23 protein-coding genes and 1 tRNA gene are annotated in these 25,799 nt (G+C 68.7%); 19 read left to right on the top strand and 5 right to left on the bottom strand.

The features are described from left to right. The first annotated feature begins 51 nt into the window (after window positions 1-51). Window positions 52-128: transfer RNA gene (locus ACQP1K_RS27025), tRNA-Thr, on the top strand. Between the two features lie 59 nt (window positions 129-187). Here the strand turns inward: ACQP1K_RS27025 and ACQP1K_RS27020 are convergent. The 3 genes from ACQP1K_RS27020 to ACQP1K_RS27010 are packed head-to-tail and all read right to left on the bottom strand — an operon-like array spanning window position 188 to window position 2,397. Continuing rightward, on the bottom strand, window positions 188-859 hold the full coding sequence (locus tag ACQP1K_RS27020) for a hypothetical protein (protein WP_433498498.1): 672 nt from the start codon (window positions 857-859) through the stop codon (window positions 188-190). A gap of 48 nt (window positions 860-907) precedes the next feature. Then, window positions 908-1,276 (bottom strand): tyrosine-type recombinase/integrase, encoded by a 369-nt coding sequence (locus ACQP1K_RS27015; protein ID WP_433498497.1) that lies wholly within the window; start codon window positions 1,274-1,276, stop codon window positions 908-910. Further along, window positions 1,273-2,397: an ISAs1 family transposase gene (locus ACQP1K_RS27010; protein WP_433498496.1), complete on the bottom strand. Its 1,125-nt coding sequence runs from the start codon at window positions 2,395-2,397 to the stop codon at window positions 1,273-1,275. The genes ACQP1K_RS27015 and ACQP1K_RS27010 overlap by 4 nt, the downstream gene beginning before the upstream one ends. 570 nt (window positions 2,398-2,967) lie before the next feature. Here ACQP1K_RS27010 and ACQP1K_RS27005 point away from each other — a divergent pair. Further along, window positions 2,968-3,318 (top strand): hypothetical protein, encoded by a 351-nt coding sequence (locus ACQP1K_RS27005; RefSeq protein WP_433498495.1) that lies wholly within the window; start codon window positions 2,968-2,970, stop codon window positions 3,316-3,318. 236 nt (window positions 3,319-3,554) lie between these two features. Here ACQP1K_RS27005 and ACQP1K_RS27000 read toward each other — a convergent pair whose 3' ends face one another. Further along, entirely contained in the window at window positions 3,555-6,758 is a 3,204-nt protein-coding gene (locus ACQP1K_RS27000) for a tetratricopeptide repeat protein (protein WP_433498494.1), read from the bottom strand. 186 nt (window positions 6,759-6,944) lie between these two features. Between ACQP1K_RS27000 and ACQP1K_RS26995 the strand changes: the two genes are divergently transcribed. From ACQP1K_RS26995 to ACQP1K_RS26965, 7 genes are all read left to right on the top strand, one after another. Next, window positions 6,945-7,103, top strand: coding sequence for an HAD hydrolase-like protein (locus ACQP1K_RS26995; protein ID WP_433498493.1), 159 nt, complete (start codon window positions 6,945-6,947; stop codon window positions 7,101-7,103). 601 nt (window positions 7,104-7,704) lie between these two features. Next, window positions 7,705-8,157 (top strand): hypothetical protein, encoded by a 453-nt coding sequence (locus tag ACQP1K_RS26990; protein WP_433498492.1) that lies wholly within the window; start codon window positions 7,705-7,707, stop codon window positions 8,155-8,157. A gap of 334 nt (window positions 8,158-8,491) precedes the next feature. Beyond that, window positions 8,492-10,102, top strand: coding sequence for an ABC-F family ATP-binding cassette domain-containing protein (locus tag ACQP1K_RS26985; protein ID WP_433498491.1), 1,611 nt, complete (start codon window positions 8,492-8,494; stop codon window positions 10,100-10,102). Window positions 10,103-10,229: 127 nt separating this feature from the next. Next, window positions 10,230-11,009, top strand: a complete 780-nt coding sequence (locus ACQP1K_RS26980) for a hypothetical protein (RefSeq protein WP_433498490.1) — start codon at window positions 10,230-10,232, stop codon at window positions 11,007-11,009. Window positions 11,010-11,092: 83 nt separating this feature from the next. Continuing rightward, complete coding sequence (locus ACQP1K_RS26975) at window positions 11,093-12,193, top strand: saccharopine dehydrogenase family protein (protein ID WP_433498489.1); 1,101 nt, start codon at window positions 11,093-11,095, stop codon at window positions 12,191-12,193. Between the two features lie 197 nt (window positions 12,194-12,390). Continuing rightward, window positions 12,391-14,367 (top strand): hypothetical protein, encoded by a 1,977-nt coding sequence (locus ACQP1K_RS26970; RefSeq protein ID WP_433498488.1) that lies wholly within the window; start codon window positions 12,391-12,393, stop codon window positions 14,365-14,367. A 127-nt stretch (window positions 14,368-14,494) separates the two neighbouring features. Further along, on the top strand, window positions 14,495-15,670 hold the full coding sequence (locus tag ACQP1K_RS26965) for an NlpC/P60 family protein (protein ID WP_433498487.1): 1,176 nt from the start codon (window positions 14,495-14,497) through the stop codon (window positions 15,668-15,670). A gap of 23 nt (window positions 15,671-15,693) precedes the next feature. Here the strand turns inward: ACQP1K_RS26965 and ACQP1K_RS26960 are convergent, their stop codons facing one another. After that, window positions 15,694-16,197 carry an inorganic diphosphatase gene (locus tag ACQP1K_RS26960; RefSeq protein ID WP_433498486.1) on the bottom strand — a complete coding sequence of 168 codons (504 nt, stop codon included), beginning with the start codon at window positions 16,195-16,197 and terminating at the stop codon, window positions 15,694-15,696. A gap of 86 nt (window positions 16,198-16,283) precedes the next feature. On the opposite strand from ACQP1K_RS26960, the gene dacB reads away from it, so the two are divergent. The 10 genes from dacB (at window position 16,284) to folK (ending at window position 25,782) form a co-directional block, all read left to right on the top strand. After that, complete coding sequence (dacB, locus tag ACQP1K_RS26955) at window positions 16,284-17,849, top strand: D-alanyl-D-alanine carboxypeptidase/D-alanyl-D-alanine endopeptidase (protein WP_433498485.1); 1,566 nt, start codon at window positions 16,284-16,286, stop codon at window positions 17,847-17,849. 50 nt (window positions 17,850-17,899) lie between these two features. Continuing rightward, window positions 17,900-18,949, top strand: coding sequence for a zinc-dependent metalloprotease (locus tag ACQP1K_RS26950; RefSeq protein WP_433498484.1), 1,050 nt, complete (start codon window positions 17,900-17,902; stop codon window positions 18,947-18,949). A 66-nt stretch (window positions 18,950-19,015) separates the two neighbouring features. Continuing rightward, window positions 19,016-20,038, top strand: a complete 1,023-nt coding sequence (tilS, locus tag ACQP1K_RS26945; protein ID WP_433498483.1) for a tRNA lysidine(34) synthetase TilS — start codon at window positions 19,016-19,018, stop codon at window positions 20,036-20,038. A gap of 12 nt (window positions 20,039-20,050) precedes the next feature. Beyond that, window positions 20,051-20,608, top strand: a complete 558-nt coding sequence (gene hpt, locus ACQP1K_RS26940; RefSeq protein WP_083502459.1) for a hypoxanthine phosphoribosyltransferase — start codon at window positions 20,051-20,053, stop codon at window positions 20,606-20,608. Window positions 20,609-20,876: 268 nt separating this feature from the next. Continuing rightward, window positions 20,877-22,892: an ATP-dependent zinc metalloprotease FtsH gene (gene ftsH, locus ACQP1K_RS26935; protein WP_433498482.1), complete on the top strand. Its 2,016-nt coding sequence runs from the start codon at window positions 20,877-20,879 to the stop codon at window positions 22,890-22,892. Between the two features lie 2 nt (window positions 22,893-22,894). After that, window positions 22,895-23,479, top strand: coding sequence for a GTP cyclohydrolase I FolE (gene folE, locus ACQP1K_RS26930; RefSeq protein WP_433498481.1), 585 nt, complete (start codon window positions 22,895-22,897; stop codon window positions 23,477-23,479). A gap of 99 nt (window positions 23,480-23,578) precedes the next feature. Further along, a complete protein-coding gene (gene folP / locus ACQP1K_RS26925; protein ID WP_433498480.1) occupies window positions 23,579-24,490 on the top strand; it encodes a dihydropteroate synthase in 912 nt (303 codons plus the stop codon). Beyond that, window positions 24,478-24,930 carry a nuclear transport factor 2 family protein gene (locus tag ACQP1K_RS26920; RefSeq protein WP_433498479.1) on the top strand — a complete coding sequence of 151 codons (453 nt, stop codon included), beginning with the start codon at window positions 24,478-24,480 and terminating at the stop codon, window positions 24,928-24,930. Before folP ends, ACQP1K_RS26920 begins: the two co-directional genes overlap by 13 nt. After that, on the top strand, window positions 24,920-25,285 hold the full coding sequence (gene folB / locus ACQP1K_RS26915) for a dihydroneopterin aldolase (RefSeq protein ID WP_433498478.1): 366 nt from the start codon (window positions 24,920-24,922) through the stop codon (window positions 25,283-25,285). Before ACQP1K_RS26920 ends, folB begins: the two co-directional genes overlap by 11 nt. Further along, window positions 25,282-25,782 carry a 2-amino-4-hydroxy-6-hydroxymethyldihydropteridine diphosphokinase gene (folK, locus tag ACQP1K_RS26910; protein WP_433498477.1) on the top strand — a complete coding sequence of 167 codons (501 nt, stop codon included), beginning with the start codon at window positions 25,282-25,284 and terminating at the stop codon, window positions 25,780-25,782. The genes folB and folK overlap by 4 nt, the downstream gene beginning before the upstream one ends. Window positions 25,783-25,799: the final 17 nt, after the last annotated feature.

The following is a 25,799-nucleotide window of genomic DNA, read 5'->3' as shown; positions in this document are numbered from 1 at the left end:
CGCGAGGACCCCTGCGAACCTGTAGACTGGGCCACGCCGTCTTACGGCATCGCCGCCTTAGCTCAGTCGGCCAGAGCGACGCACTCGTAATGCGTAGGTCAAGGGTTCGATTCCCTTAGGCGGCTCCAGCTCACAGGCCCCTTCCGATTCGGAAGGGGCCTCTTTGCTAACACTCTTGCTAACAGGCTCATGACATGGTCGGCGGCGAGAGGTGCTGCATGTCGAGGGCTTTGAACGTCTCCTGTACCCAGATGCGTTCCCAACGGTTATCCGTGATCTTTAAGAGCGCCAGGTGAGGATTCCTTGGCTTGCCGGCCAATGAACTTTCTGAGAGCAGCCCCGCGACGCGTCCAGACAGCGCCTTGAACGCAAGGTAGGGCGCAGAGGCCGAGCTAGCCCAGTAGATCTTGACAAGCTGCCCCGTATCGGCATCCCGGACACGGGAACGCAGGGGATCCTTCGCCGTGATGGACTTGCGAAGCGACTGGAAGGCTTGACGGAAGCAGGCCAACACTGTGCATTCGAGGTCTGATAGAGCACGTTCAGAGGAGATCCGCACCAGAAGCGACTCAAGTTCTCCCTCTGCTTGTACGGCCAGCTCCAACACTTCGCGTCGGATATCGCCGTCCTCGGCGGCCTCAGTAAAGACCCCACCCCACAGCTTCCACACCGCAGTGAACTGGCCGTACACGGAATAAAAAGCGCCGAGAGCCTGTAAATCCAGCTCTCGGCGCTTCTTGTGCTCGTCCCATCGGGCCGTGATGCGATTGCCCACGCCCCAGCCGGGGAACAAGATCACAAGTGTGATCAGCAGGTTGGGAATCGCCTTGACGGACTCCGCCCATAACTGCTGGTACATGAGGCCCCTATTTTGATCGTATGTGGATCACTGCTGCCCCATTATCTATCACGGCTCGTTGTCAATACCCATAGTGCTTGCGAAGATGTCGGCGACGGCAGCTTCGGCGGAGCGGATCACATGGGCGTAGACCCGGAGCGTGATCGCGGGGTCGGCGTGGCCGAGCCGGGCCGCGACGACGTGTACGGAGACGCCAGCGAGTAGGAGAGTTGTTGCGTGAATATGCCGCAAGTCGTGAAGCCTGGCGTACGGCAGCGGTTCGGCCGGAGATTCCCCGTCCTTTGGCGAGTTATACAAGTTGATCAGGTCCCGCATGAGCCCGGTCACGGTGTCGGGATAGATTGGCTCTCCCCATCCCGTCCGGAACACGTAATCGTCACCCTGACCGCGCCACTCGCAAGGTCGAAGCGTTCTCACATGGTGAAACCGAGTAACTGAAGGCCGTCGGCCGGGTGGCTGCGGTAGTGGTCGGTGGCGGCGGCGATGTTGGTCCAGCCGATCAGGCGGGCCAGGCCGATGGCCAGGTTGCGCAGGCTGGCCATGATGCGGGGTGCGGCTCCGGTGCGGACTCTGGAGGCGTCCTCGCGGTAGGTGACGTCGCGGATGTGGTGCAGGGCTTCGATGCTCCAGTGGCCGCGGATCAACGCGGCGAGCTGGGCGTGGGTGATGCGGCCGGGCGGCAGGCTGGTGACGGCGTAGACGGTGACGATGGTGGTCTTGCCGGTGCGGTGGTCGGTGCGGCGGCGTTTGACCTGGATGGCCTGGGCGGCGTGGGGGAAGGGCAGGCCGGGGCGGGTGGTGCAGATCTTCATGCGGCGGATCTCGCGGCGGCCGTGCCCGGTCTCGTCGGTGCGGTCGTTCAAGATGGCTTCGCGCCAGGGCAGGGCTTTGAGCCGGCGGTGCAGGGTGGGCTGGTTGCCCTTGACGATGAACAGGTAGTGGCCGCCGGCGGTGACGATGTGGCGGGCGTGGTCGTGCTGGGTGTGCAGGGCATCGGCGGTGACCACCGTGTGGGTGAGGTTCAGCCCGGACAGCAGGGGCGTGAACGCGGGAATCTCGTTGCTCTTGGCCTCGACCTGTCGCTGGGCCACGACGGTCTGGGTGTCGTGGCGGGTGGCGGCCAGCAGGTGCACGGTGCTTTCAGGGGTGCGGCTGCCGCGCAGGGTCTTGCCGTCCACGGCCAGGCCGGTGAGCATGGTCTGGCCGCAGGGCTGGCCGCCTGAGGTGGCGGGCGGGGCGCAGTCGGCGAGCGAGGCCAGATAGGTGCAGGTCGCGGTGTCGAAGGCATCGCCATCCAGCCGGGCCAGCAGTCGTCCCAGCGTGCTGGCGGCCAGCCGTACGTTGCCGGGTAAGCCGGCTCGGGCGCGCAGGTCTGGGTCGTATCCGGCGATGAACCGGGCGATCTTTGCCAGGGAGGTTGCGCCGCCGAGCACGGCGAGCAGGGATGCCGCCGAGCACGGCGAGCAGGGATAACGCGAGCAGCGGAGCGAGCCGGTAGCGGCGTCCGCGGCGGCTGCGCGGGTCGGGCACCGTGTCAAGGACCTGGGCCAGGGTGGGCAGATCGAGTAGATCGGTCAGCGGATCGGCGGTGGTGACGTGCTCCAGGTGGCGGACGAGCACGTCGATCGGGGATGATGGCACGCGACCGCGGCCCCTGTTCTTGATCGACTGGCTTAGACAACCGACGATCATCAGGGGTCGCGTTTGTCATCTCTCCATCGGGGTGCCCTCAGCAGCCCACCCGGCACAGGGGTGTAGCCGTCTCACGAGCCGAGAACGCATCGGCCTTGGGAGTTGCAGAGCCGAGTTAGCGGCGCAAGGGAGGGCCATCGTGAGGGAGAACGACATGAGCCGTACTCATGAAAGCTTGAGCGTCCAGCCCGCGAGTTGACGCCGACAGGATGACTAACGCGGGACATCCACGGAATGATTAGGAGGGCTCTACAAGCTGAAGGTTGCGTCCGTGCAGCTTAGACAACATGAACCACACCCACGGGTCCCGGTCACCACGGCGCCCCGCGCCCATCCGGAGTCCATCGAGGTCTCCGACTGGCAAGATCCTATGCAAGGACGACAACCGCCACACGAGCGGCGTCTAGGGGGTAACCATGGGCTTCTTCGGCAAGTTGCTGAGCAGCATCGGCGGCGGCTCGGGGCGGTCGTGTCCCGACTGTGGGGAAGACTTGTGGGCCGATTCAGGAGAGCTTTCGGGCCGGTACGAATGCCACAACGACAGTTGCACTGGGTGGCGGGTCTACTTCGATGAAGGCGGCATGCTCGTTGACCCGCCGAACCGTGGCAAGAGCGGCGGCGGTCGCACCTGTCGGTGGTGTCAGTCGGCGCTCTCGGGTGGAACGAGCTACCTCCCCTATGAAGATGGCAGCAACTCACACGCCTACATCGTCTGCCCGTCCTGCAAGCAGGAGAACATCCAGCACGGCTTCGGCGAGGACGACTAGCTAGGGCGATCGACGCAGGCTGCGCGGGATATGTGCGGGATGATCTTCTATCGCTGGGTGGCAGTTGGGAGCGTAAGCCAAGGTGAGTAGCTACACAGCGGTGTGATTCGCAGTGCTCTTGAAAACCGCTAGGGCCAGTGAAGTCCTCATGCATGCGAACCAAAACGGGCAACCCGTTCAGCTGCTGTCGACGGACTCCCGATACTGACCCCCTGTAATCACGGGTTGTAGTCAGATTAGTGGTCAAGGAGTGCAACAAGTGCTGCAGTTATCGCGTAAGCATCCTGGAACTGCTCTGGGCTCCGTCTAGCCAGCTCCCGGTAGATGGTGACGGCCTCCTCTGTCAGGGGCAGGGCGTCGGCCGGGCGGCCCAACTCCGAGAGATAGATGCCGAGGGAGGCCAGTGAGTGGGCGAGGTAGGGGCGGTAGCGGTCGGGGTAGGTCTGCGCCAGTTCCCGGTGGATGGCAACGGCCTCCTCTGTCACGGGCAGGGCGTCGGCCAGGCGGCCCAGTTCCCAGAACCGGTTGCCGAGGGAGGCCAGTGAGTGGGCGAGGTCGGGGCGGTAGCGGTCGGGGTAGGTCTGCGCCAGTTCCCGGTGGATGGCAACGGCCTCCTCTGTCACGGGCAGGGCGTCGGCCGGGCGGCCCAACTCCGAGAGCGTCCTGCCGAGGTTGTGCAGTGAGCCGGCGAGGCCGGGGCGGTAGCGGTCGGGATAGGTCACCGCCAGTTCCCGGTGGATGGCAACGGCCTCCTCTGTCACGGGCAGGGCGTCGGCCGGGCGGCCCAACTCCGAGAGCGTCCTGCCGAGGGAGGCCAGTGAGTGGGCGAGGTAGGGGCGGTAGCGGTCGGGGTAGATGTCGGCCAGTTCCCGGTAGATGGCAACGGCCTCCTCTTCCACGAGCAAGGCGTCGGCCGGGCGGCCCAACTCCGAGAGATAGATGCCGAGGTTGTGCAGCGAGGGGGCGAGGTCGGGGCGGTAGCGGTCGGGGTAGATGTCGGCCAGTTCCCGGTAGATGGCAACGGCCTCCTCTGTCACGGGCAGGGCGTCGGCCGGGCGGCCCAACTCCGAGAGATAGATGCCGAGGGAGGCCAGTGAGTGGGCGAGGTCGGGGCGGTAGCGGTCGGGGTAGGTCTGCGCCAGTTCCCGGTAGATGGCAACGGCCTCCTCTGTCACGGGCAGGGCGTCAGCCGGGCGGCCCAACTCCGAGAGATAGATGCCGAGGTTGGACAGCGAGCGGGCGAGGTCGGGGCGGTAGCGGTCGGGGTAGATGTCGGCCAGCTCCCGGTAGATGGCAACGGCCTCCTCTGTCACGGGCAGGGCGTCAGCCGGGCGGCCCAGTTCCCGGAACCGGTTGCCGAGGTTGGACAGCGAGCGGGCGAGGTCGGGGCGGTAGCGGTCGGGGTAGATGTCGGCCAGCTCCCGGTAGATGGCAACGGCCTCCTCTGTCACGGGCAGGGCGTGGGCCGGGCGGCCCAACTCCGAGAGCGTCGTGCCGAGGTTGTTCAGTGCGCCGGCGAGGTCGGGGCGGTAGCGGTCGGGGTAGATGTCGGCCAGCTCCCGGTAGATGGCAACGGCCTCCTCTGTCACGGGCAGGGCGTGGGCCGGGCGGCCCAACTCCGAGAGCGTCGTGCCGAGGTTGTGCAGTGAGCCGGCGAGGTCGGGGCGGTAGCGGTCGGGGTAGGTCTGCGCCAGTTCCCGGTGGATGGCAACGGCCTCCTCTGTCACGGGCAGGGCGTGGGCCGGGCGGCCCAACTCTGAGAACCGGCCGCCGAGGTTGTTCAGTGCGCCGGCGAGGTCGGGGCGGTAGCGGTCGGGGTAGATGACGGCCAGCTCCCGGTAGATGGCAACGGCCTCCTCTGTCACGGGCAGGGCGTCGGCCGGGCGGCCCAACTCCGAGAGATGGATGCCGAGGGTGGACAGCCGGCTTGCACGTTCCCCGACATCGGCATCGGGCGGGATGCTGTCCAGCAGCCGCTGGGCGAGTGCAGCGTTCGCCTCTGCCCAGGTGTCCGACGGGTACGGCAGCGCGGCGTACAAGGCTTCTAGCGTGTCCCGTGACGCCGGTATCGAGCCGACTTCGCCAACCACCACCGGCAGCAGATGTTGCAGCAGATCACCGGCCGCATCAAGCTCTTGAGCCGCCCGGGCCAGTGTCACCAGCGCCTGCCGGCGCTGTTGCTCCTCCCCCCTCTCCATGCAGGCGTCCAGCAATTCAGGAGCCGCGGCCAGCTCCCGAGTGACGTGCAACTCGGCGAGCCGGTCCGGGCGCAATCGCCCCAGCCACTCGTGATCATCTAATGGCGGGTACAGCTCACGCAGCCAATCCGCGACACGGCCCGGATCCACAACGGCCGGGCGGCCAGGAACCCGCTTCACCACCTCCACCGCTTGTGCGTGGTCGCGCGCGCCCAGCAGCGTGCCGACCGCAACCACCTGCTCGATCACCCTCGGACTCAACCCGTGCCCGCCACCGAAGATCCCCCAAACGTTCGCGCTTTGCTGCCAGTACCGACGTTCATGGCCAAGTAGCTCATCCAGCACATCGGAGACCTTCAGCCGTACCTCCGAGCCTCTCGTATGTGCCGAGCGCAGCACTGCGACCAGGGCGGCAGCGTGCAAGTCCAGGATTCGGGGTCGTTCGTCGCCGAAGTCGACGCTCACCCGCTGAGGGGGCTCGGTCCCGATCTTGGCGGCGAAGTAGGGGATTGCGCGCTTCACCTCGTCGTGCTCGGGGTCGAGAGCGGGGTCTTCTTCGGTGAGCTGAATGCCTTGGCCGGCATCAGCGATCATCTTCCGTACCCCTCTCGACTCGCCGCCCAGACGTTGCCACCATTCCCCGGCGCTGCGGGCCAGCAGCAGCACTCGCACCCGCCGTCCCTCATCGGCAGCGACCTCCTGTAACAAGCGCACCAGGCCGGCGCGGGTCTCGGCATAGTCCACGACCATCAGCACCTTGCCGCTGTCGGCCGCCCGCCACTTCGACAGAGCGTCCTCTTCGGCGTCGTCACGGACTTCGACGAACCCCCAGGAGGGATCGAGACGATGTCCCAGCTCCACCGCGAGCCGGGACTTACCCACGCCCCCCGGGCCGACCAGTAGCCGCAACCGTCCGGCTCCCGGTTCCTCGCACCAGGCGAGCAGCTCGTCAAGCTTCTGCTCCCGGCCTCGGAACGGAACCACCTCCCGCGACGGATGCAGCAAGTACGCCACACTGCCCGGGTCCGCGTCTAGAAGGGGCTCCGCGGTGTCCTTGGCGCGCTGCCTGTTCTCGGCAATCTGTTTCCAGTGCTCCCACAGCGTCGGGGCGAACGCGCCGCCAACACCGCCGACGGCGGCCCATATCACGGTCCCGAGCGGTTTGTTATCCGCCCACGCCGCCACGAGCGCCGCCGCCGCGGCCACTGCCGGTGCTGACGCCAGACGCCACCGCGAGGCCATGTCTCAATATTTAGATCACCTCCACCATGCGGTCATGCTCTGTTACGTAATCGCAAGCCCGGCAGGGTGAGATCTCCCTCAAGGAGGAACCCAGCGACCGGGAGCCGAGGGCATTCGGCAAGATCGTCACGGTCTGTTCGGGAACGTGGCCAAGCGCTCCGCAAGACTCTTGCCAAGGGTGGATGGGTGATCGGCGACAACCGCACCGCCGACATGCCTGGCGGACGGGCCGCCGGTCTCCGGACGATCTGGATCGACCGAGGCACCTGGCCGGCGTCGACCATCAGGCCGATCACGGTCACCGACGTACTCCAGGCCATCGAGACCCTCCAAGGGCAGAGGTAGCCAATCGTCCTGTCAGGCAACCGGATCGTGATCTTGCTAACGCGAGTGCTAACAACAGCTCTGGACGACCACGGACGGCCGTGGGATCTCCGAGGCTGTACACCCGCTCTGAGCAGGCGACGATGACGACAGTGGACGTCCCTGGACGAGTGGCGTACTCCTCGTAATGCGTAGGTCAAGGGTTCGATTCCCTTAGGCGGCTCCAGCTCAGAGGCCCCTTCCGATTCGGAAGGGGCCTTCTTGCCAACACCCTTGCCAACAGCGGTTATTGATCGCGGCGGTATAGGCGCGAGGTCACGGTATCGCACCCGCTCTGAGCAGGCGCTGATGAAGATCCGTCCGGGGACGTCACCGGGCGTCGTATGCCGATCTCTAAATCGGACAGTAATGGACAAACGTGACTTTATTGGTTTAATCATGGATATAGAATGACAAGGCTGGATAAAGCCGTTATGTGGCGGTTTGTGGTGGGTTCGTCCCGGCAATCAAGCAGATGCAGGAAAATAGTCCGTTAGGGGGCTGAGGGGGTGTTTCTCCTGCGAGGCTACAGAAACGCCTCCGAAAATTAAGGGCAATCGAATCCTGTCAAGGGGGACACGTAATGCCCGCATTCAAGAACATCATCGCCGGACTGGCGCTGGGGGCCGCGATCACGGGCGGTGCACTCGCTGCGAGTGCCACCGCGGCCAGCGCCTCCGTCGTGCCGGCCTGGGGTGGCGGCCTGGGCGGCTTCGGGGGTGGCTTCGGCGGCTTCGGAGGTGGCTTCGGCTGCGGCGGCGGCTTCGGGGGCGGCTTCGGAGGCGGATTCGGCGGCGGTGGGTTCGGAAACTGCAACATGGGCTGGATGAGCAACAACCTGTGGAACCAGAACTCGTTCAACGACAGCTTCAACGACGAGTCCGCGTTCGCGGTTTCCAACGGTGTCTCCACCATCGCGTTCCGGGGCAACACGAACTCGAACACCAACTGGTGGAACAACACCATGCTGAACAACAACATGGGGTTCGGCAACAACACCTGGTTCAACAACGGCAACAACAACAATGGGTGGTGAGAAAGAACTCAACTGTAACGGCCGGCGGATGCGACCGGCCGATGGCCCGACGGCCCGATGGCGCATGGTCGTCCTGGTAGGCGCCGGACGGTTCGGCGTCGGTACCGAACACGACCTGGTCACGTACGGTTGAGAAAAAGGGCTCCGGCGGACGCCGCTCCGCCGGAGCCCTGCTCGCCACTCGCGGGGCCCTGGCCGCCGGGTGTCACGGCCGCGCGGTACGGCCGGGCACGCGCGAGCGTCAGACCCGGATGACACTCCTGGTGTGAAAAACGAGATGCCGCGGGACTGGGCCGCTGGATAACCTGCGCGAGGAGCGCAGGAGGAGACCACCGTGGGACACATCGAGGTCGGGCATCTCACGTACGTGCTACCGGACGGCAGGCCGCTGCTGGACGACGTCTCGTTCCGGATCGGGGAGGGCGTCAAGGCAGCGCTCGTCGGCCCCAACGGAGCGGGCAAGACGACCCTGATCCGCCTGATCGCCGGCGATCTCCAGCCGGTCGAGGGCTCGGTGGCGCGCTCCGGCGGTCTCGGCGTTATGCGTCAGTTCATCGGCGGGATCCGCGACGGCAGCACGGTCCACGATCTGCTGCTCGGCGTGGCGCCCACGCGGGTCAGGGAGGCCGCCGCCCGGCTCCACGACGTCGAGCTGGCGATGATGGAGCGCGACGACGAGAAGACCCAGATGCGGTACGCCCAGGCGATCACCGACTACACCGACGCCGGCGGTTACGACGCCGAGGTGCTCTGGGACGCCTGTACGGTCGCCGCCCTCGGCATGCCGTACGACAAGGTGAAATATCGGGATGTGAGCACGCTGTCCGGGGGTGAGCAGAAACGGCTCGTCTTGGAGGCCCTGCTCCGTGGCCCGGACCAGACCCTGCTGCTCGACGAGCCCGACAACTACCTCGACGTACCGGGCAAGCTGTGGCTCGAACAGGCCCTCAGGGAGACGCCGAAGACCGTGCTGCTGGTCTCCCATGACAGGCAGCTCCTCGCGAACGTCGCCGACCGGATCGTCACCGTCGAGTCCGGAAACATCTGGATTCACGGCGGCGGCTTCGCGACGTACGCCGAGGCCCGCAGGGAGCGCAACGAGCGGCTCGACGAGCTGCGCCGCCGCTGGGACGAGGAGCACGCCAAGCTCAAGCGCCTGGTGAACATGCTCAAGCAGAAGGCGAGCTACAACGACGGCATGGCCCCCGCCTACCACGCGGCCCAGACGCGGCTGCGCCGCTTCGAGGAGGCCGGGCCGCCGGAGATCCCGCCGAAGGACCAGCGCATCAGCATGCGGCTGCGCGGCGGCCGGACCGGCAAGCGGGCGGTGACCTGCGAACGCCTGGAGCTGACCGGGTTGATGAAGCCCTTCGACCTGGAGGTCTGGTACGGCGAGCGCGTCGCCGTGCTCGGCTCCAACGGATCGGGCAAGTCCCACTTCCTGCGGCTGCTCGCGGGCGAGGAGATCGGGCACACCGGCGTGGCCCGGCTCGGCGCGCGGGTCGTTCCCGGGCATTTCGCTCAGACCCATGCCCGTCCCGAGCTGTCCGGACGGACACCCTGCGAGATCGTCATGACCGGACACGCCCGGCTCAGGAACGAGGCGATGAAGGCCCTGGCCCGGTACGAACTGGCCGGACGGGTCGCCGACCAGCGGTTCGAGACGCTGTCGGGAGGTCAGCAGGCCAGGCTGCAGATCCTGCTGCTGGAGCTGTCCGGAGCCACGCTGCTGCTGCTCGACGAGCCGACCGACAACCTCGACCTGGCCAGCGCCGAGGCGCTGCAGGAGGGCCTGGACTCCTTCGACGGCACGGTGCTGGCGGTGACCCACGATCGATGGTTCGCCGCCGACTTCGACCGTTATCTGGTCTTCGGTGCGGATGGACGGGTACACGAGTCGCCGGAGCCGGTCTGGGACGAACGCCGGGTGGTCCGCCCGAGATAGGCGGCACGATGCGGCCGGCGTCGTAACCCCGGCGGAAGCCCGTAAAGATACCGTACGGCCTGCGCGTGTCCGGGAGGGCACCGTCCGTTTCAGCGGTTATGACGACTAAGTGACACGACGTAGCCGAATGACGATCGCACTCGCCCTCGCCCTCGCGGCTCTGGGACCGACGGCGTGCGGCGAAGACAAGCAGGCGGATGCCCGTCCGCTCGTCCTCAAGGAGCAGGTCTCCTCCATCGCGAAGTCCGGTGCCGGCTATGTGGTGAGCTGGGCGGGCGTGCTCACCAACGCCAACCGCTGGCACTTCGGGGAGAACGCGACCGCGACGATCACCGCCGTGGACGCCGCGGGCAAGGAGGTCGTCCACATGAGGCAGCCGCTGGACGCGGTGCCCCCGGGGAGGTCCGTGGCGTTCAGCGGCCAGACCACGGTCAGCGGACAGCCGGTCCGGGTGAAGATCGAATGCGGCCAGGCGACCTGGAGCCGCATTCCGCGCATCCCGTCGGCCTTCCTGCCGTTCCCGATCTCCGACGTCGTCACCGAGCGGCTGCACGAGGGGGGGTACCTGATCACCGGCTATGTGCTCGATCCCTTCCTCAAGGCGGCGAGCGGCGTCGCGGTGACGGCCCTGCTGCGCGACCCGGCCGGGAAGCTGGCCGGTGGCGGCACCGCCTACCTCGACAAGGTCCAGTCGAACCTCAAGCGCCGCTTCGTCATCACCGTCGACGGCGTGACCGGCGGCACGATCGCCAAGACCGACGTGCTCGCCAGAACGTGGGGGACGACCGCCAAGCCGTACATCGACCTCGCCCTCGCCGGGGCGGCCCCGATCCACACCGTCGCACCCAGCACCCAGCCGTTCGCCAAGGACCGCGGCTACCAGGTGCTCGCCGACAGGCCACAGTGAGCGGCGCACGGCGAGCAGCGGATCGTGGGCGGGGACCGGCACCGCCGCCGGGCCGGGCGGCCGCGGCAGGTTACCGTGAGGACATGAGAACCCCGAGGATCGTGCTCTTCGGAGCCACCGGGTTCACCGGCCGGCTCACCGCGGCGGCGCTGATCGCGCGGGGTGCCCGGCCGCTGCTCGCGGGGCGCGACCCCGCCAGGCTGGAGGCGCTCGCCGCCTCCCTGGAGATCCGGCCGCCCACGGCGGTCGCCGACGTGACCCGCCCGGAGTCGCTCCGCAGGATCGTCGCCCCGGGCGATGTGCTGATCTCGACGGTCGGACCGTTCATGCGCTGGGGGGAGCCGGCGGTCACGGCGGCGACCGAGGCGGGCGCCGTCTACCTGGACACCGCGGGCGAACCCCCGTTCATCAAGCGGATCTTCCAGCGGTACGGCCCGGCCGCCGGCGCGGGCGGTGCCGCGCTGATCACCGCCTTCGGGTACGACTACGTGCCCGGCAATCTGGCCGCAGCCCTGGCCCTGCGCAAGGCCGGATCGGAGGCGGTGCGGGTGGACGTCGGCTACTTCGCACGCGGAGACCTGGCCGGCCGGCTCAGCCCGGGCACCCGCGCCTCCGCGCTCGGCGTCCTTCTCGAGCCGATGTACGGCTTCCGGGAGGGCCGCATCGTCCACGAGCACGGCCGCACCCGGGCGTTCTTCCTGGGGGGACGCCGCCGTTACGGCATAGCCGTGGGCACCTCGGAGCACTTCGCCCTGCCGCCGGCCCATCCCGGCCTGCGCGAGGTCAACGTCTATCTCGGCTGGCTGGGCCGGTTCACCCGGGCCGCCGGGACGCTGGCGCGGGCGAGACCGGTGCTCGCCACCCTGCCGGGAGCCCGCCGGGTGACGGACGCGCTGGCCGACCGGGCGATCCGTGCGGGAAGGTCGGCCGTTCCCGTCGGCCCGGCGGTCTCCTCCCAGATCGTCGCCGAGGCGTACGACGCGAGAGGCCGTCTGCTGGCCGCAGTGGAGCTCGACGGGGCGGACCCGTACGATTTCACCGCCCGGATCCTGGCGTGGGGCGCCACCACCGCACTGGCCGAGGGGGTACGAGGCACGGGCGCACTCGGCCCGGTGGACGCCTTCGGCCTCGATGCGCTGACCCAGGCCTGTGCGGATGCGGGGCTGGCCGCGCGGACCCGTTGAGCAGGCGGGGTTCGACCGGAACGATGCCGTTCAGCGCGGATGGACATGGTTTTCCCCACTAAGCCATCCCATCGGCAGGTAAATCTGGAAATCGATGGATATTTTCGATGGGCAGGCCGCGGCGAATTCGCGTCCCTCTCGTCACAATTCAGAGAATCGGTAGAGCGGGCAGTTACCGAGCATTTACTCTGCGTTATATGAATGATGGCGTCCTGGTGGAGGCGTTGCGCGCCCGTGATCCGGGTGCTCTCGCCGCGCTCTATGACACGTATGCAGAGAGCATCTACCGTTACTGCCGGATGATGCTGGACGGCCCCGACAATGCCCAGGTCGCGTTACGAGACACGCTGATCGCCGCCGAGGCTCTCATCGGCTCACTCGCGGACCACGAATCGTTCCGGCCCTGGCTGTACGCCCTGGCGCGTGGAGAGTGCCGGCGCCGCAGGACACCGGACGTCTCGCCGGTCGATCAGCGCGACGATCAGCCCGCCGATCAGCCGGACGACCATGTGGGCGATCGGACGGGTACGGCCCAGGCGGCGCCGAGCACGATGCCGTTCGACTCGGCGTCCCGGTTCGATGGTGTGCAGTTCGACGCGGGGGCGCGGGACCGGGGCGACGTCACCGGTCCGATGGGCTCCGCCGGCGTCGCTGCGGCCGACCTGCGAGTGGTGGCCCAGGGTGCGGTGTCCGCGCTGTCGCTCGCCGACCGGGAGGTTCTCGACCTGACCACCCGCCACGATCTGTCGACGGCGGAGGTGGCGGTCATGCTCGGTGCCGGGCAGCGTTATGTGGAGGGGCTACGGGAGTCGGCGAACGATCGCCTGCGCGACGCGATCACCGTCGAGATCCTCGCGCGGAAGAACGACCACGACTGCGACCGGGCCGGCAGGACGCTCGCCGGGTTCTCCGGTGTGCTCGCCGCTGAGACGCGGCATCGGCTGATCAGGCATCTGGCGCGGTGCGAAACCTGTTCCCGGCAACGGATGCGGCAGGTCTCCGCGACCAAGGTCTTCGCTCAGCTGCCCGAGACGGGTCTGCCGGACACGCTTCGCGTCCGGGTGCTGAGCTCCTTCGTCGACCCTGAACTCGTTCCGTACCGGAGGTTCGTCGCGAAACGGGTGGGTGCGCTCGATCCGTCGGGCTTCCCCAGGGCCGGCACCCGGCGTGAGGGCCGTCTCGCGCAGGCGGTGGCGGGGGCGGTGGCCACGGTGGCCGCGGCGGCGGCGATCGCGCTGGTTTTCGCGCAGTTCTCCGGTGACCTGCCGGGTTCGGCCTCCGACGGCGCCGCGCACCGATGGCCCGTGGCCGACGGGGCCGCCACCGGTCAGGCGCAGGGTACGGCACAGCCGGACCCCGAGGCCGCCGCCCAACGTCCGCCGGAGACCCCGGACGCACGGTCACCGGAGGACCGATCCGCGCAAGCTCGGTCTCCAGGCGGCTCGGCGCAGCCCCGACCCGGCCGCCCCGACCTGGCCGAGCCGGTGATCCCGGTGATCCCGGCCGGGCCCGCTCCGCTGCCGGCCCCCGTACCCCGGCCGGCTCCGCCGCCGACCCAACCCCGGCCCCAGCCCAAACCGCGGCCCGTGCCGACCGCCGAGCCGTCAGGTCCCAGGCCGACGCCGCCGGGTGGAGAACCGGGGGAGACGCCGCCCGCGCCCTCGCCCGAGCCTCCCGCACGGCCTCCGTCCGGAGGCCCGCCGCCGCACTGGCCCGGCCACCATCCGCCCCCGCACCGCCCCGGCCCCTGGCCGGATCGCGGGCACTGGCCCGGCCGCGACCACCAGCACCACCGTTGGCCGTGCCATCACTGTGACGAGAAGCCGAGACCGCGGCCCGCACCCCGGCCGTCGGCCGAGCCGTCCGGCCGGTCGTCGCATCGGCACCCGGCCGCTTCGGGTCGCTGGTTCCACCGCGGCGGAGCGGACCGGTCCGGAGCGGCGAGGAAGTCCGTGGACGACCGGCGAACGCCGCAGGCGAAGCAGTCCGCTTCATCGGCCCCGTCCCGATCGTCCACATCGTCGAGGCCGTCAGGGCCGGCTGCCGGGCCGGCCTCTGAGTCCGCTCAGCGGTCTTCGCCCGTACCCACCTCGCAACCGGCGGCGCCGGTCGATCCTCCGTCCGCTCCGCCGGACGCGCCACAGACCGCTTCTCAGCAGACGGAGGATGCCTGATGAGCGGTTCCGGCCGCCGTCTTATCAGGACGATCTCCTACATATGATGATTACCGTACGTATCTGTAATGTGTACGCAGAGTAATCATGGGGAACTTGGGGGAGTGGAAGCACGGAAGGGGTAGTAATGCCACTCCTCAGAGCATCGGGGCTCGTCGCCGGCCTGGGATCGGGTCTGGTCCTGACCCTCGGCGGCGTGGCCGCGGCCGATCCACGACCGTCCGCCAAAGACGTGGCGAAGGCCCAGGCGCATGCCCAGGAGCGAGCCCATGAACTGGACAGGGCCGAGGCCGACCTGACCGCGGCCCGGACCCGTCAGGACGATCTGGCGCAGGACGCGGAGAGCCTCGTCGAGGCGTACAACGGCGAACTCGTCCGGCTCGAGGCGGTCAAGACGAGTTACGAGCAGGCGGCACAGCGCCTGAGCGGCGCGGCCGATCAGGTCGAGGAGGCCCGCGTCGCGGTCGCGGCCGAGGCGACGGCGAGTTATGGCGGGCTGTCGGTCTCCGTGCCGGGCGCCCTCGCCGAAGGACTGACCGACATCGGCGGTCTTCTGCAGCGGGCCACCCTGCTGGCGCACATGTCGGACGCCCGGGTCGCCAACCTGCGGCGGCTGAGCGACGCCCGGCGGGTCTACGAGATCCTCCGCGCCCAGGCCGCCCAGGCGTACGCCGCACAGCTTCGCGCGGCCGAGCGGGTACGGCTGGCCAGGGACGCGGCCCAGGAGGCCGTCGACCGGCAGATGGAGACGACGCGGCGGATCGAACAGGAGAAACGCGAACTGTCCGAGCGTCTCGCGGCGGCCCGGTCCAGAGTGGACGAACTGAAACAGGCGAGACAGGAGTCGCGACAACGGTCGACGCGAAAACGATCGGCGGCAGGGCCTGGCGGGGGCGGCGGGGCGGTCCCGGCGTGGGCGGGCCGCATGGGGTCGGGCCGCGGCGGACTCGCCGCCCAATGGGCGCTGAAACAGCTCGGCAAGCCGTACGTCTGGGCGGCCGAGGGACCGGCGGGCTTCGACTGCTCGGGCTTGACCATGAGAGCCTGGCAGCGGGCGGGGGTCTCTCTCGACCACTGGACCGGCACCCAGTGGACTTCGGGACGCCGCGTGTCGCTGAAGAACCTGCGCACGGGGGACCTGGTGTTCTTCGGCGGATCGGGCCGAGATCCGCACAGCATCCATCATGTGGGGATCTACATCGGGCGAGGAATGATGGTCCACGCCCCCCGGACGGGGGACGTGGTGCGCATTTCACCGATCTGGCGGCGCGATCTGGTCGGCGCCACGAGGCCCGCGACCTGACCGGCGGCCGTGCCACGGTCGGCTCAATGCTCTTCGGCGCCGCCCTCTTCCTCCTGGAACCGCTTCACGGACGCCATGATCTCGGCCTCGGCCCCGGCCCGGCCGACCCAGTTGGCGCCCTCGACGGACTTGCCGGGCTCCAGGTCCTTGTAGACCTCGAAAAAGTGCTGGATCTCCAGCCGGTCGAACTCGGCGACATGATGTATGTCGCGGATGTGCTCCATACGCGGATCCGTCGATGGGACGCACAGCACCTTGTCGTCGCCGCCCTTCTCATCGGTCATGCGGAACATGCCGACCGCGCGGCAGCTGATCAGGCAGCCGGGGAAGGTCGGTTCCTGGAGCAACACCAGCGCGTCGAGCGGATCTCCGTCCTCACCCAGAGTGTTCTCGATGAAGCCGTAGTCGGCGGGGTACTGGGTCGACGTGAAGAGCAGGCGATCCAACCGGATGCGGCCAGTCTTGTGGTCCACTTCGTACTTGTTCCGTTGTCCTTTGGGAATCTCCACGACAACGTCGAACTCCACTGGTTCCTCCGCTCAAGCCCCCGGTGTCCCGGTTGGGCATTAATGTCTCGTAGGCGTGGTTCCGGTCGGTGCGAAATGAGGGTCTCGTGGTGCTGCGACGTGAGCGGTGGATGGTGGTGGCCACCCTCGCCCTCCTGCAGATCTTCGTCGTCGTCGCGGGTGTCTATGGCTACCTGGTCATCCATGACGGCACCCGGACGCCGGCCCCTATCGCGTCCCCGGAACCGGCCCCCACCCCCATCATCACCGCGGGCCCGGTTCTGGCCGCGGTCGGGGACGGGGTCCTTCCCGTCAAGGGTACTTTGACCTCCAGATTGCGTGACGCCATGGGTGCCACAGGGCTGGGGAAGAACGTGGCGGGCGTCGTGCTCGACGCCACGACCGGAGAGTCGCTCTTCGACGGCGGTTCGGCGAGACCGGTCACTCCGGCGTCGACGACCAAGGTCGTCACCGCGGTCGCCGTGCTCGCCTCGGTGGGGCCCGACGCCAGATTCGCGACGCGGGTCGTCCGGGGGAAGTCCGGGAACTCGATCGTTCTCGTCGGGGGCGGCGACCCCACCCTCGCCGGGCCGAAGAGCGCCGGTAAGGGCGGCGGCTATCCCCGGCCGGCCTCGCTCGCGCAGCTCGCCGCGCGTACGGCGAAGGCGCTCAAGGCGGCCGGGATCACCCGGGTGAACCTGTCGTACGACTCGTCCCTGTTCGGCGGTCCGCGGTCGGCGCCCGGCTGGAAGCCGAACTACATCCCCGAGGGCAGCGTTGCACCGGTCACGGCGCTCACCATGGACGAGGGCCGGAAGGCCGGGGGCGGACGGCTGACCGACCCACAGCGCGAAACCGCCGCGGCCTTCGCCGCGCTGCTGCGGCGTGCCGGCATCGCGGTCGGCGGCGGGATCCGGCCCGGCGTCGCCCCGGGACCCGAAGGACAGAACGCACGAGACCTGACCGCTCAGGACGGCACAGCGCAGAATGGTAGGGCGCAGGACGGCACGACTCAGGCCGACCCGGCGCAGGGTGGCACAGCGCAGGGTGGCACAGCGCAGGACGGCACGGCGCAGAACGGCAGGGCGCAGGACGCCGCGGCCCGATACGCGGCGGGTGAGGAACTGGCCCGGGTGGAGTCGCCGCCGGTCTACGCGCTCGTCGAGCGGATGCTCACGCTCAGTGACAACGATCTCGCCGAGGCCCTCGCCCGCCAGGTGGCGGTGAAGGAGGGACTGCCGCACACGTTCAGGGGCGCCACGGACGCGGTCCACCGCGTCCTAGCCGGATTGCATCTGGACCAGGGCATCGAGGTCCACGACGGCAGCGGGCTGTCCACGCGCAACCGCATCACCCCGGCCGCGCTGGGCCGTCTGCTGGCCGCCGCGTCCTCTCCCGCCCACCCCGCCCTGAACTCGCTGATCAGCGGGCTGCCCGTGGCCGGGTTCACCGGCACCCTGCATGACCGGTACGGAAAATCCGAATCGGCGTCCGGTGCCGGATTGGTCCGCGCCAAGACGGGGACGCTCAACGGCGTGAACACCCTCGCGGGCATCTCGTACACGGCCGGCGGGCGGCTGGTGACGTTCGCGTTCATGGCGGACGAGGTGACTGATCCGGACAGAGCGATCGCCGCGCTCGACAAAATGGCCACGATCGTCTCCCAGAGCTGATTCGGCGTCCCCTCGCGCGGGGGGAACGCGGAGAACGTACGGTGGTGGGTATGCAGGTGATCGACTGGGATCTGGCCGTCGCGACCGGAGTTCGCCTCGTGCGCCCCGGGCCACAGGTGAGCCGTGAGGAGGCCAGACACGCGGTCGCCGAGCTGCGGCGCCTGTCCCGAGACGCCGAAGGACACGTGCGGGAGTTCACCCGTCTCGACTCGGCTCCGCCGGAGGCGGCGACCGTGGTGGACCGGCCGGGCTGGATCCGGGCCAACGTGGACGGGTTCCGGGTGGTGCTGGAGCCGCTGACCGACAAGATGTCGAGCATGCCGGCGATCGTGTCCGCCGTCGGCTCCCGCATCACCGGCCTCGAGGTGGGCGCCGTGCTGGCGTTCCTCGCCTCCCGGGTGCTGGGGCAGTACGAGCTGTTCCTTCCGCCCGACCCCAGCGGGGTCGCCCCGGCGGGGCGGCTGACGCTGGTCGCGCCCAACATCGTGCACGCCGAGCGTGAGCTCGGGGTCGATCCCCGCGACTTCCGCCTGTGGGTCTGCCTCCACGAGGAGACCCACCGGGTGCAGTTCACCGGGGTGCCGTGGCTGAGAGAGTACGTCCGGGGGCAGATGACCGAGTTCCTCCTGGCCTCGGAGATGGACCTGACGACCCTGCTGGAGCGGCTGAGAGCCGCCTCCGGCGCGGTCGCCGACGCGTTCAAGGGTGGTGAGAGCAATCTCATCGAGGCCATCCAGACCCCCGAGCAGAAGGCCGTCCTCGATCGGGTCACCGCTGTGATGACCCTGGTGGAGGGGCACGGCGACTACGTCATGGACGCGGTGGGACCGTCGGTCGTGCCGTCCGTCGCCGAGATCAGAGCCAAGTTCCAGCGCCGCCGGGAGGGCGGATCGCGCATGGACCAGCTCATCCGCCGGCTGCTGGGCATCGAGCTCAAGATGAAGCAGTACGCCGAAGGCTCCAAATTCGTCCGGACCGTGGTCGAGGAGGCCGGGATGGACGGGTTCAACCGGGTCTGGACCTCCCCTGAGACGCTGCCCACCCGCGACGAGATCGCCGATCCCGGCGTCTGGATGTCCCGCGTCCTCACCGCCACGTGACTCCGCACCCCGGCGCGATGCCACGGGTCTCGTCCCGCTGAGAGATCACCGGGAGAGAATGGGGGTATGGGTCCACATCCCGCTGTCGCCGACGTGCGCCGTGCCGTACGACTGTGCCTGGCCGATCTGTCCGGTGGCGAGCCCGGGAAGCCGGGTGTCGAACATCGCCGGGCCGACCGGGGCACGCTTGTACTGGTCGCGTGCAGCGGGGGGGCCGACTCGCTCGCCCTCGCCGCCGCCCTCGGGTTCTGCGCGCCGCGTCTCGGCCTGCGCGCCGGGCTGCTGACCGTCGATCACGGCCTGCAGGAGGGCTCCGCCGAGCGGGCCCGGGAGCTCGTACGGCTCGCGCCCGCACTCGGCCTGGACCCCGCCGAAGCCCTGACCGTGGTCGTGGACGGGGACGGCGGCCCGGAGGCGGCGGCGCGTGACGCGCGTTACGAGGCGCTGTCGCAGGCCGCACGGCGGCTGGAGGCGGCGGCCGTGCTGCTCGGTCACACGCTGAACGACCAGGCGGAGACCGTGCTCATGCGGCTGGCCCGTGGCAGCGGCAGCCGTTCCCTTTCCGGTATGCCGGAAATTTCCGGCATCTACCGCCGCCCGCTGCTGGGCATCGCCCGCGCGAGGACCCGGCAGGCGTGCGCGGCGCTCGGCCTGTCGCCCTGGGACGATCCGCACAACGTCGACCCCGCCTACACCAGGCCGCGGGTCAGGCACGACGTGCTGCCGGTGCTGGAGACGGCGCTGGGGCCGGGGATCGCTGAGGCGCTCGCCCGTACGGCACGGCTCTGCCGGGACGACGCGGACGCGCTGGACGAGTGGGCCGACGACGTCTACGCGAAAGCGCTGATGTCCGACGGCGGGCTGATCGCGGCCGTGCTCGCGCAGGCGCCCGCGGCCGTACGGCGGCGGGTGCTGCGGCGGGCCGCCGTGGCGGCGGGGTCTCCGGCGTCCGCGCTGGCGGCCGTTCACATCGAAGCGGCGGATCGCCTGGTCACGGAGTGGCACGGGCAGAAGGGCGTCGACCTGCCCGGGGGGGTCGGAGTGGTCCGGCGCTATGGCACCCTGTACTTCGTCGACAACCTCGCGTAAGGAAACCCCCAGGTGGATGCAGCCGACATGGGTAAGGACCTCTCCAGCGTCCTCATCTCGGAAGCGGAACTCCAAGCCAAGATCAAAGAGCTCGCCGGCCAGATCGACGCCGACTACGCAGGGCAGGACCTCCTGATCGTCGGCGTGCTCAAGGGCGCCGTCATGGTCATGGCGGACCTCGCGCGAGCGCTGCACATCCCGGTACGGATGGACTGGATGGCCGTTTCGTCCTACGGCGCCGGCACCAGGTCGTCCGGGGTCGTACGTGTGCTCAAGGATCTCGACACCGACATCGCGGGCCGCCACGTGCTCGTGGTCGAGGACATCATCGACTCCGGCCTCACGCTGTCGTGGCTCATGAACAATCTGAAGTCACGTGATCCCGCCTCTGTGGAGATCTGCGCCCTTCTGCGCAAGCCGGACGCCGTGAAGGTGCCGATCGACGTGCGTTATGTGGGGTTCGACATCCCCAACGAGTTCGTCATCGGCTATGGGCTCGACTACTCCGAGCGGTACCGTAACCTGCCGTTCATCGGCACTCTCGCACCACATGTCTATGGAGGCGAGTAAGCCCTGAGCGAATCCCCCTTCCCAATGGGGTGTCATTGGCTCCCTGGTCGGGGAACACGGGAATGCCTGACGTACGTTGGAATGGCGAAGCCGGACGCCGCGCGGGCGGTTACCCCGAGCGGCGTGCGGGTGTACCTTCGGATATCCGTAGGGTGCCGAAGGTAACCTCCGGTAGTCAGTAGGAGCGGTAAGGGATGCCGCGACCCCGGGACCTCCCGGGGCCAGGCCTCGGTCAGGAAGGAACGGGCCCCCCGGGGTTCCGCAACGGATGGATCTCAAGCGATTTACACGTGGGCCACTGCTGTGGATCCTGGGCATCGGTTTGCTCATCCTGCTCGTCACCACGATGTTCGGCGGCGACGGCAACTACACGCCCGCCGACACCTCTACGGTCGTCCAGCAGATTCAGCAGGGCAATGTCAAGAGCGCGACCATCGTCGACAAGGAACAGCAGGCCAAGCTGACCCTGAACTCGCCGATCACGGTGGGGGGCAAGCAGACGGACCGCATCCAGTCCGCCTGGGTCTACGGACAGGGCCCCGAGCTCACCAAGGCGCTGGAGACCGCCAAGCCGAAGCAGGGTTGGACGGTCGAGGTCCCCAAGGACAACTTCCTCGTCAGCCTGCTGGTCAGTTTCCTGCCGATCATCATCATCGTCCTGATCTTCCTGTTCATCATGAATCAGATGCAGGGCGGCGGCTCCCGGGTGATGAACTTCGGCAAGTCGAAGGCGAAGCTGATCACCAAGGACACCCCGAAGACCACGTTCGCCGACGTCGCGGGTGCGGACGAGGCCATCGAGGAGCTTCAGGAGATCAAAGAGTTCCTGCAGGCTCCGGCCAAGTTCCAGGCGATCGGCGCGAAGATCCCCAAGGGCGTGCTGCTGTACGGCCCGCCCGGCACCGGTAAGACGCTGCTGGCCAGGGCCGTCGCCGGTGAGGCAGGCGTGCCGTTCTACTCGATCTCGGGTTCCGACTTCGTCGAGATGTTCGTCGGCGTCGGCGCCTCCCGGGTCCGCGACCTGTTCGAGCAGGCCAAGACCAACGCCCCGGCCATCATCTTCATCGACGAGATCGACGCCGTCGGCCGGCACCGCGGCGCGGGCCTCGGCGGCGGCCACGACGAGCGCGAGCAGACGCTGAACCAGCTCCTCGTCGAGATGGACGGCTTCGACGTCAAGGGCGGCGTGATCCTGATCGCCGCGACCAACCGGCCCGACATCCTCGACCCCGCCCTGCTGCGTCCTGGCCGTTTCGACCGGCAGGTCGTCATCGACCGGCCCGACCTCGAGGGCCGCAAGGGCATTCTGAAGGTACACGGCCGCGGCAAGCCGTTCGCGCAGGACGTCGACCTCGACGTGATCGCGCGGCGTACCCCCGGTTTCACCGGCGCCGACCTGGCGAACGTGATCAACGAGGCCGCCCTGCTCACCGCGCGGCAGGACCAGAAGCTGATCACGATGGGCACGCTCGAAGAGTCCATCGACCGCGTGATGGCCGGCCCCGAGCGCAAGTCGCGGGTCATGTCGGACCAGGAGAAGAAGATCATCGCGTACCACGAGGGCGGACACGCCCTGGTGGCCCACGCGCTGCCCAACTCCGACCCGGTCCACAAGATCACGATCCTGTCGCGCGGCCGCGCCCTCGGCTACACGATGACCCTGCCGATGGAGGACAAGTTCCTCGCGACCCGCTCCGAGATGATGGACCAGCTCGCGATGCTGCTCGGCGGGCGCACCGCCGAGGAGCTCGTCTTCCACGAGCCGACCACCGGCGCGTCCAACGACATCGAGAAGGCGACCTCGATCGCCCGCCGCATGGTCACCGAGTACGGCATGAGCGAACGGCTGGGCGCGCGCAAGTTCGGCAGCGGCAACGGAGAGGTCTTCCTCGGCCGTGAGATGGGCCACGAGCGCGACTACTCCGAGCAGATCGCGTCGGCGATCGACGAGGAGGTCCGCCGCCTCATCGAGAGCGCGCACGATCAGGCGTGGGAGATCCTCGTCCAGTACCGTGACGTGCTCGACAACCTGGTCCTCGAACTCATGGAGAAGGAGACCCTCTCCCGTCAGCAGGTCCTGGAGATCTTCTCGCCCGTGGTGACCAGGGAGAAGCGACCTTCCTACGCCGGGTACGGCAAGCGCCTCCCGTCCGACCGCCCTCCGGTCATCACCCCGAAGGAGCGGGCGAACGGCAACGGCTCGGCGCTGCCGGCCGGTGGCGGCGCCGGCTCGGCGCCGTGGACGGGGGCCGGTGAACAGTCCGCGCAGCGAGACGAGGCCTGACGATGGTTCCCCCCTTCCCCGGCTTCGATCACAACCGGATCGAGAAGGCCGTCCGCGAGATCCTGCTGGCCATCGGGGAAGACCCGGATCGTGACGGGCTCCGCGACACGCCCGCCCGCGTCGCCCGCGCGTACGCCGAGCAGTTCGCCGGTCTCGGCCAGCGTCCGGAGGACGCGCTGACCACGATGTTCGACGCCGATCACGACGAGATGGTGCTCGTGAAGGACATCGAGGTGATGTCCACCTGCGAGCACCACCTCCTGCCGTTCCACGGTGTCGCGCACATCGGCTACACGCCGAACCAGAAGGGGCAGATCACCGGCCTGTCCAAGCTGGCCAGGCTGGTCGACGTCTATGCCCGCCGGCCACAGGTGCAGGAGCGGATGACCTCGCAGATAGCGGATGGCCTGATGGCCGTGCTCGAGCCGCGCGGGGTGATCGTGGTGATCGAAGCCGAGCACATGTGCATGACGATGCGCGGGGTCCGCAAGCCGGGCGCCAAAACGATCACGTCGGCGGTCCGCGGCGACTTCCGCACGTGTGAGGCGACCCGGGCCGAGGCCATGTCGCTCATCCTGCGCGGTTGATCTCTCGTCGGCCCGCTTCCGATTCTCGCGGGCCCCTGTCCGTCCACAGGCGTACCCCATGGGACCGATCGTGACCCCAGAGCATCTAGGCTGGACTTCATGACCGCATGGAGCGTGCCCGGGATGCCCGATCCCGGGCGCTGCCTGGTCATGGGTGTCGTCAACGTCACCCCCGACTCCTTCTCCGACGGAGGCCGGTGGTTCGATCCCGATATCGCGATCCGGCACGGCCTCGATCTGGTGGCCGAGGGCGCCGACATCGTGGACGTCGGGGGCGAGTCCACCCGGCCGGGCGCCGCCAGGGTCTCGCTCGACGAGGAGTTGCGCCGGGTCGAGCCGGTGATCCGGGCACTGTCCGGGGAGGGCGTGACGGTCAGCGTGGACACCATGCGCGCCGAGGTGGCCGAGGTGGCGGTCGCGGCCGGGGCCCGGCTCGTCAACGACGTGAGCGGCGGTCTGGCCGACCCCGAGATGCCCCGGGTGGTGGCGGCCACCGGCGTGCCGTACGTGGTGATGCACTGGCGCGGCCACAGCCGCGACATGGACAGCCGCGCCCTCTACCACGACGTGGTGACCGAGGTCGCCGAAGAACTACGCAAGCGGGTCGATTCCGTGCTCGCCGAAGGCGTGCGTAAGGAGCAGATCATTCTCGATCCCGGTCTCGGGTTCTCCAAACAGGCGGAGCACAACTGGGCCGTGCTGGCCGGCATCGGCACGCTCAACCGGCTCGGCCGTCCACTGATCATCGGTGCGTCGCGCAAGCGGTTTCTCGGCCGTCTGCTCGCGGAAGCGGACGGCACCCCGCGGCCGTTCGGCCGCAGCGACGACGCCACTCTCGCCGTCACCGCGCTCGCCGCGCGAGCCGGCGCCTGGTGTGTGCGGGTGCACAAGGTCGGCCCCAACGCGGACGCCGTACGCGTCGCCGCGGCGTGGCGGGCGGCCGAAAGAGAAGGTGCCGGCGCGGGCGCTGGTCGGAGCCGGGCTGATGAGGGATGGCGATGCCGGGAATGACGGAGATCGAGGAGCTCGAGGCGCTCAACGAGGCGTTCTACCACGCGTTCGAGAGCGGCGACCTCGACAAGATGTCCGAGATCTGGATCGAGGACACCGAAGACCGGGTCGCGCTGTGCGTGCATCCCGGCTGGGCCATGCTGAGCGGGCGGACGGCGGTGCTCCGGTCGTGGGCGCTGTTCATGGCCAACACGACGTACATCCAGTTCGTGCTGACCGACGTGCGCACCATGCTGAGCGGTGACGTCGCGGTCGTCACCTGCACCGAGGACGTCCTGGTCCCGGCGGGGACCGACGAGATGGGCTTCGCGGCGGGCCTCGTCGTCGCCAGCAACACCTTCATCAGGACCGGCTCGGGCTGGCGGCTCTGGATGCACCACGGGTCCCCCATCCTCCAGGCGGAGGAGGAGGAGGCGGAGGGGGACGGTCATGAGCGGTGACACCATCCGGCTCGCCGGGTTACGGGTGCGCGGCAGGCACGGCTGCCTGCCCGCCGAGCGCGAGCTCGGCCAGGAGTTCGTCGTCGACGTGACGCTCTTCCTGGACACGGCGCCCGCCGCCGCGCATGACGATCTGAGCAGGACGGTCGATTACGGCGCCCTCGCCGTACGACTCGCCGAGATCGTGGCCGGTGATCCCGTCGACCTCATCGAGACCCTCGCCGACCGCCTCGCGTCGGCCTGCCTGGCGCATGACGTGGTCGAGGCGGCGGAGGTGAGTGTGCACAAGCCGGCGGCGCCGATCCCGCTGCCGTTCGACGACGTGGTGGTGACCATCAGAAGGAGCCGCGCATGAGGGTGGTGCTCTCGCTCGGAAGCAATCTGGGCCGCCGGATCGACTATCTCCAGGGCGCGCTCGATGTGCTGTTCGACGCTCCGGGGCTGACGTTCGTGGCGGTGTCCCCCGTGTACGAGACCGATCCCGTGGGCGGTCCCGAGCAGGGGCCCTACCTCAACGCCGTCGTGATCGCCGAGGGCATGCAGGATCCGCGTGCGCTGCTGGAGCGGGCCCAGGGCGTCGAGGCCGCGTTCGGGCGCAGGCGTGAGGAGCGGTGGGGGCCACGCACGCTGGACGTCGACCTGATCGCGATGGGCGGCATGGTCTCGGACGACCCGGAACTGACCCTGCCCCACCCGAGGGCGCATGAGCGGGCGTTCGTGCTGGTTCCGTGGGCTCAGATCGATCCGGACGCGGTGCTTCCCGGTCACGGCCCGATCGCGGCCCTGCTGGCCGATCTGGACCAGAGCGGGGTACGGCCACGGCCCGATCTCTCGCTGGTGCCTCCCGACTAGAACGGAAGGATCCCCGT

The organism is Sphaerimonospora sp. CA-214678 (assembly GCF_050942215.1).
Lineage (GTDB): Bacteria > Actinomycetota > Actinomycetes > Streptosporangiales > Streptosporangiaceae > Sphaerimonospora.
This window is presented reverse-complemented; position numbering and strand designations above follow the sequence as displayed.

Coding starts and splice junctions, on each gene's coding strand:
- ACQP1K_RS26970 (WP_433498488.1), top strand. CDS start 12,391: ATGAATGATGGCGTCCTGGTGGAGGCGTTGCGCGCCCGTGATCCGGGT.
- ACQP1K_RS26950 (WP_433498484.1), top strand. CDS start 17,900: ATGCAGGTGATCGACTGGGATCTGGCCGTCGCGACCGGAGTTCGCCTC.
- folB (WP_433498478.1), top strand. CDS start 24,920: ATGAGCGGTGACACCATCCGGCTCGCCGGGTTACGGGTGCGCGGCAGG.
- ACQP1K_RS27005 (WP_433498495.1), top strand. CDS start 2,968: ATGGGCTTCTTCGGCAAGTTGCTGAGCAGCATCGGCGGCGGCTCGGGG.
- ACQP1K_RS27000 (WP_433498494.1), bottom strand. CDS start 6,758: ATGGCCTCGCGGTGGCGTCTGGCGTCAGCACCGGCAGTGGCCGCGGCG.
- folK (WP_433498477.1), top strand. CDS start 25,282: ATGAGGGTGGTGCTCTCGCTCGGAAGCAATCTGGGCCGCCGGATCGAC.
- folP (WP_433498480.1), top strand. CDS start 23,579: ATGACCGCATGGAGCGTGCCCGGGATGCCCGATCCCGGGCGCTGCCTG.
- ftsH (WP_433498482.1), top strand. CDS start 20,877: ATGGATCTCAAGCGATTTACACGTGGGCCACTGCTGTGGATCCTGGGC.
- ACQP1K_RS26965 (WP_433498487.1), top strand. CDS start 14,495: ATGCCACTCCTCAGAGCATCGGGGCTCGTCGCCGGCCTGGGATCGGGT.
- ACQP1K_RS26920 (WP_433498479.1), top strand. CDS start 24,478: ATGCCGGGAATGACGGAGATCGAGGAGCTCGAGGCGCTCAACGAGGCG.
- tilS (WP_433498483.1), top strand. CDS start 19,016: ATGGGTCCACATCCCGCTGTCGCCGACGTGCGCCGTGCCGTACGACTG.
- ACQP1K_RS27020 (WP_433498498.1), bottom strand. CDS start 859: ATGTACCAGCAGTTATGGGCGGAGTCCGTCAAGGCGATTCCCAACCTG.
- ACQP1K_RS26975 (WP_433498489.1), top strand. CDS start 11,093: ATGAGAACCCCGAGGATCGTGCTCTTCGGAGCCACCGGGTTCACCGGC.
- ACQP1K_RS26980 (WP_433498490.1), top strand. CDS start 10,230: ATGACGATCGCACTCGCCCTCGCCCTCGCGGCTCTGGGACCGACGGCG.
- folE (WP_433498481.1), top strand. CDS start 22,895: ATGGTTCCCCCCTTCCCCGGCTTCGATCACAACCGGATCGAGAAGGCC.
- ACQP1K_RS26990 (WP_433498492.1), top strand. CDS start 7,705: ATGCCCGCATTCAAGAACATCATCGCCGGACTGGCGCTGGGGGCCGCG.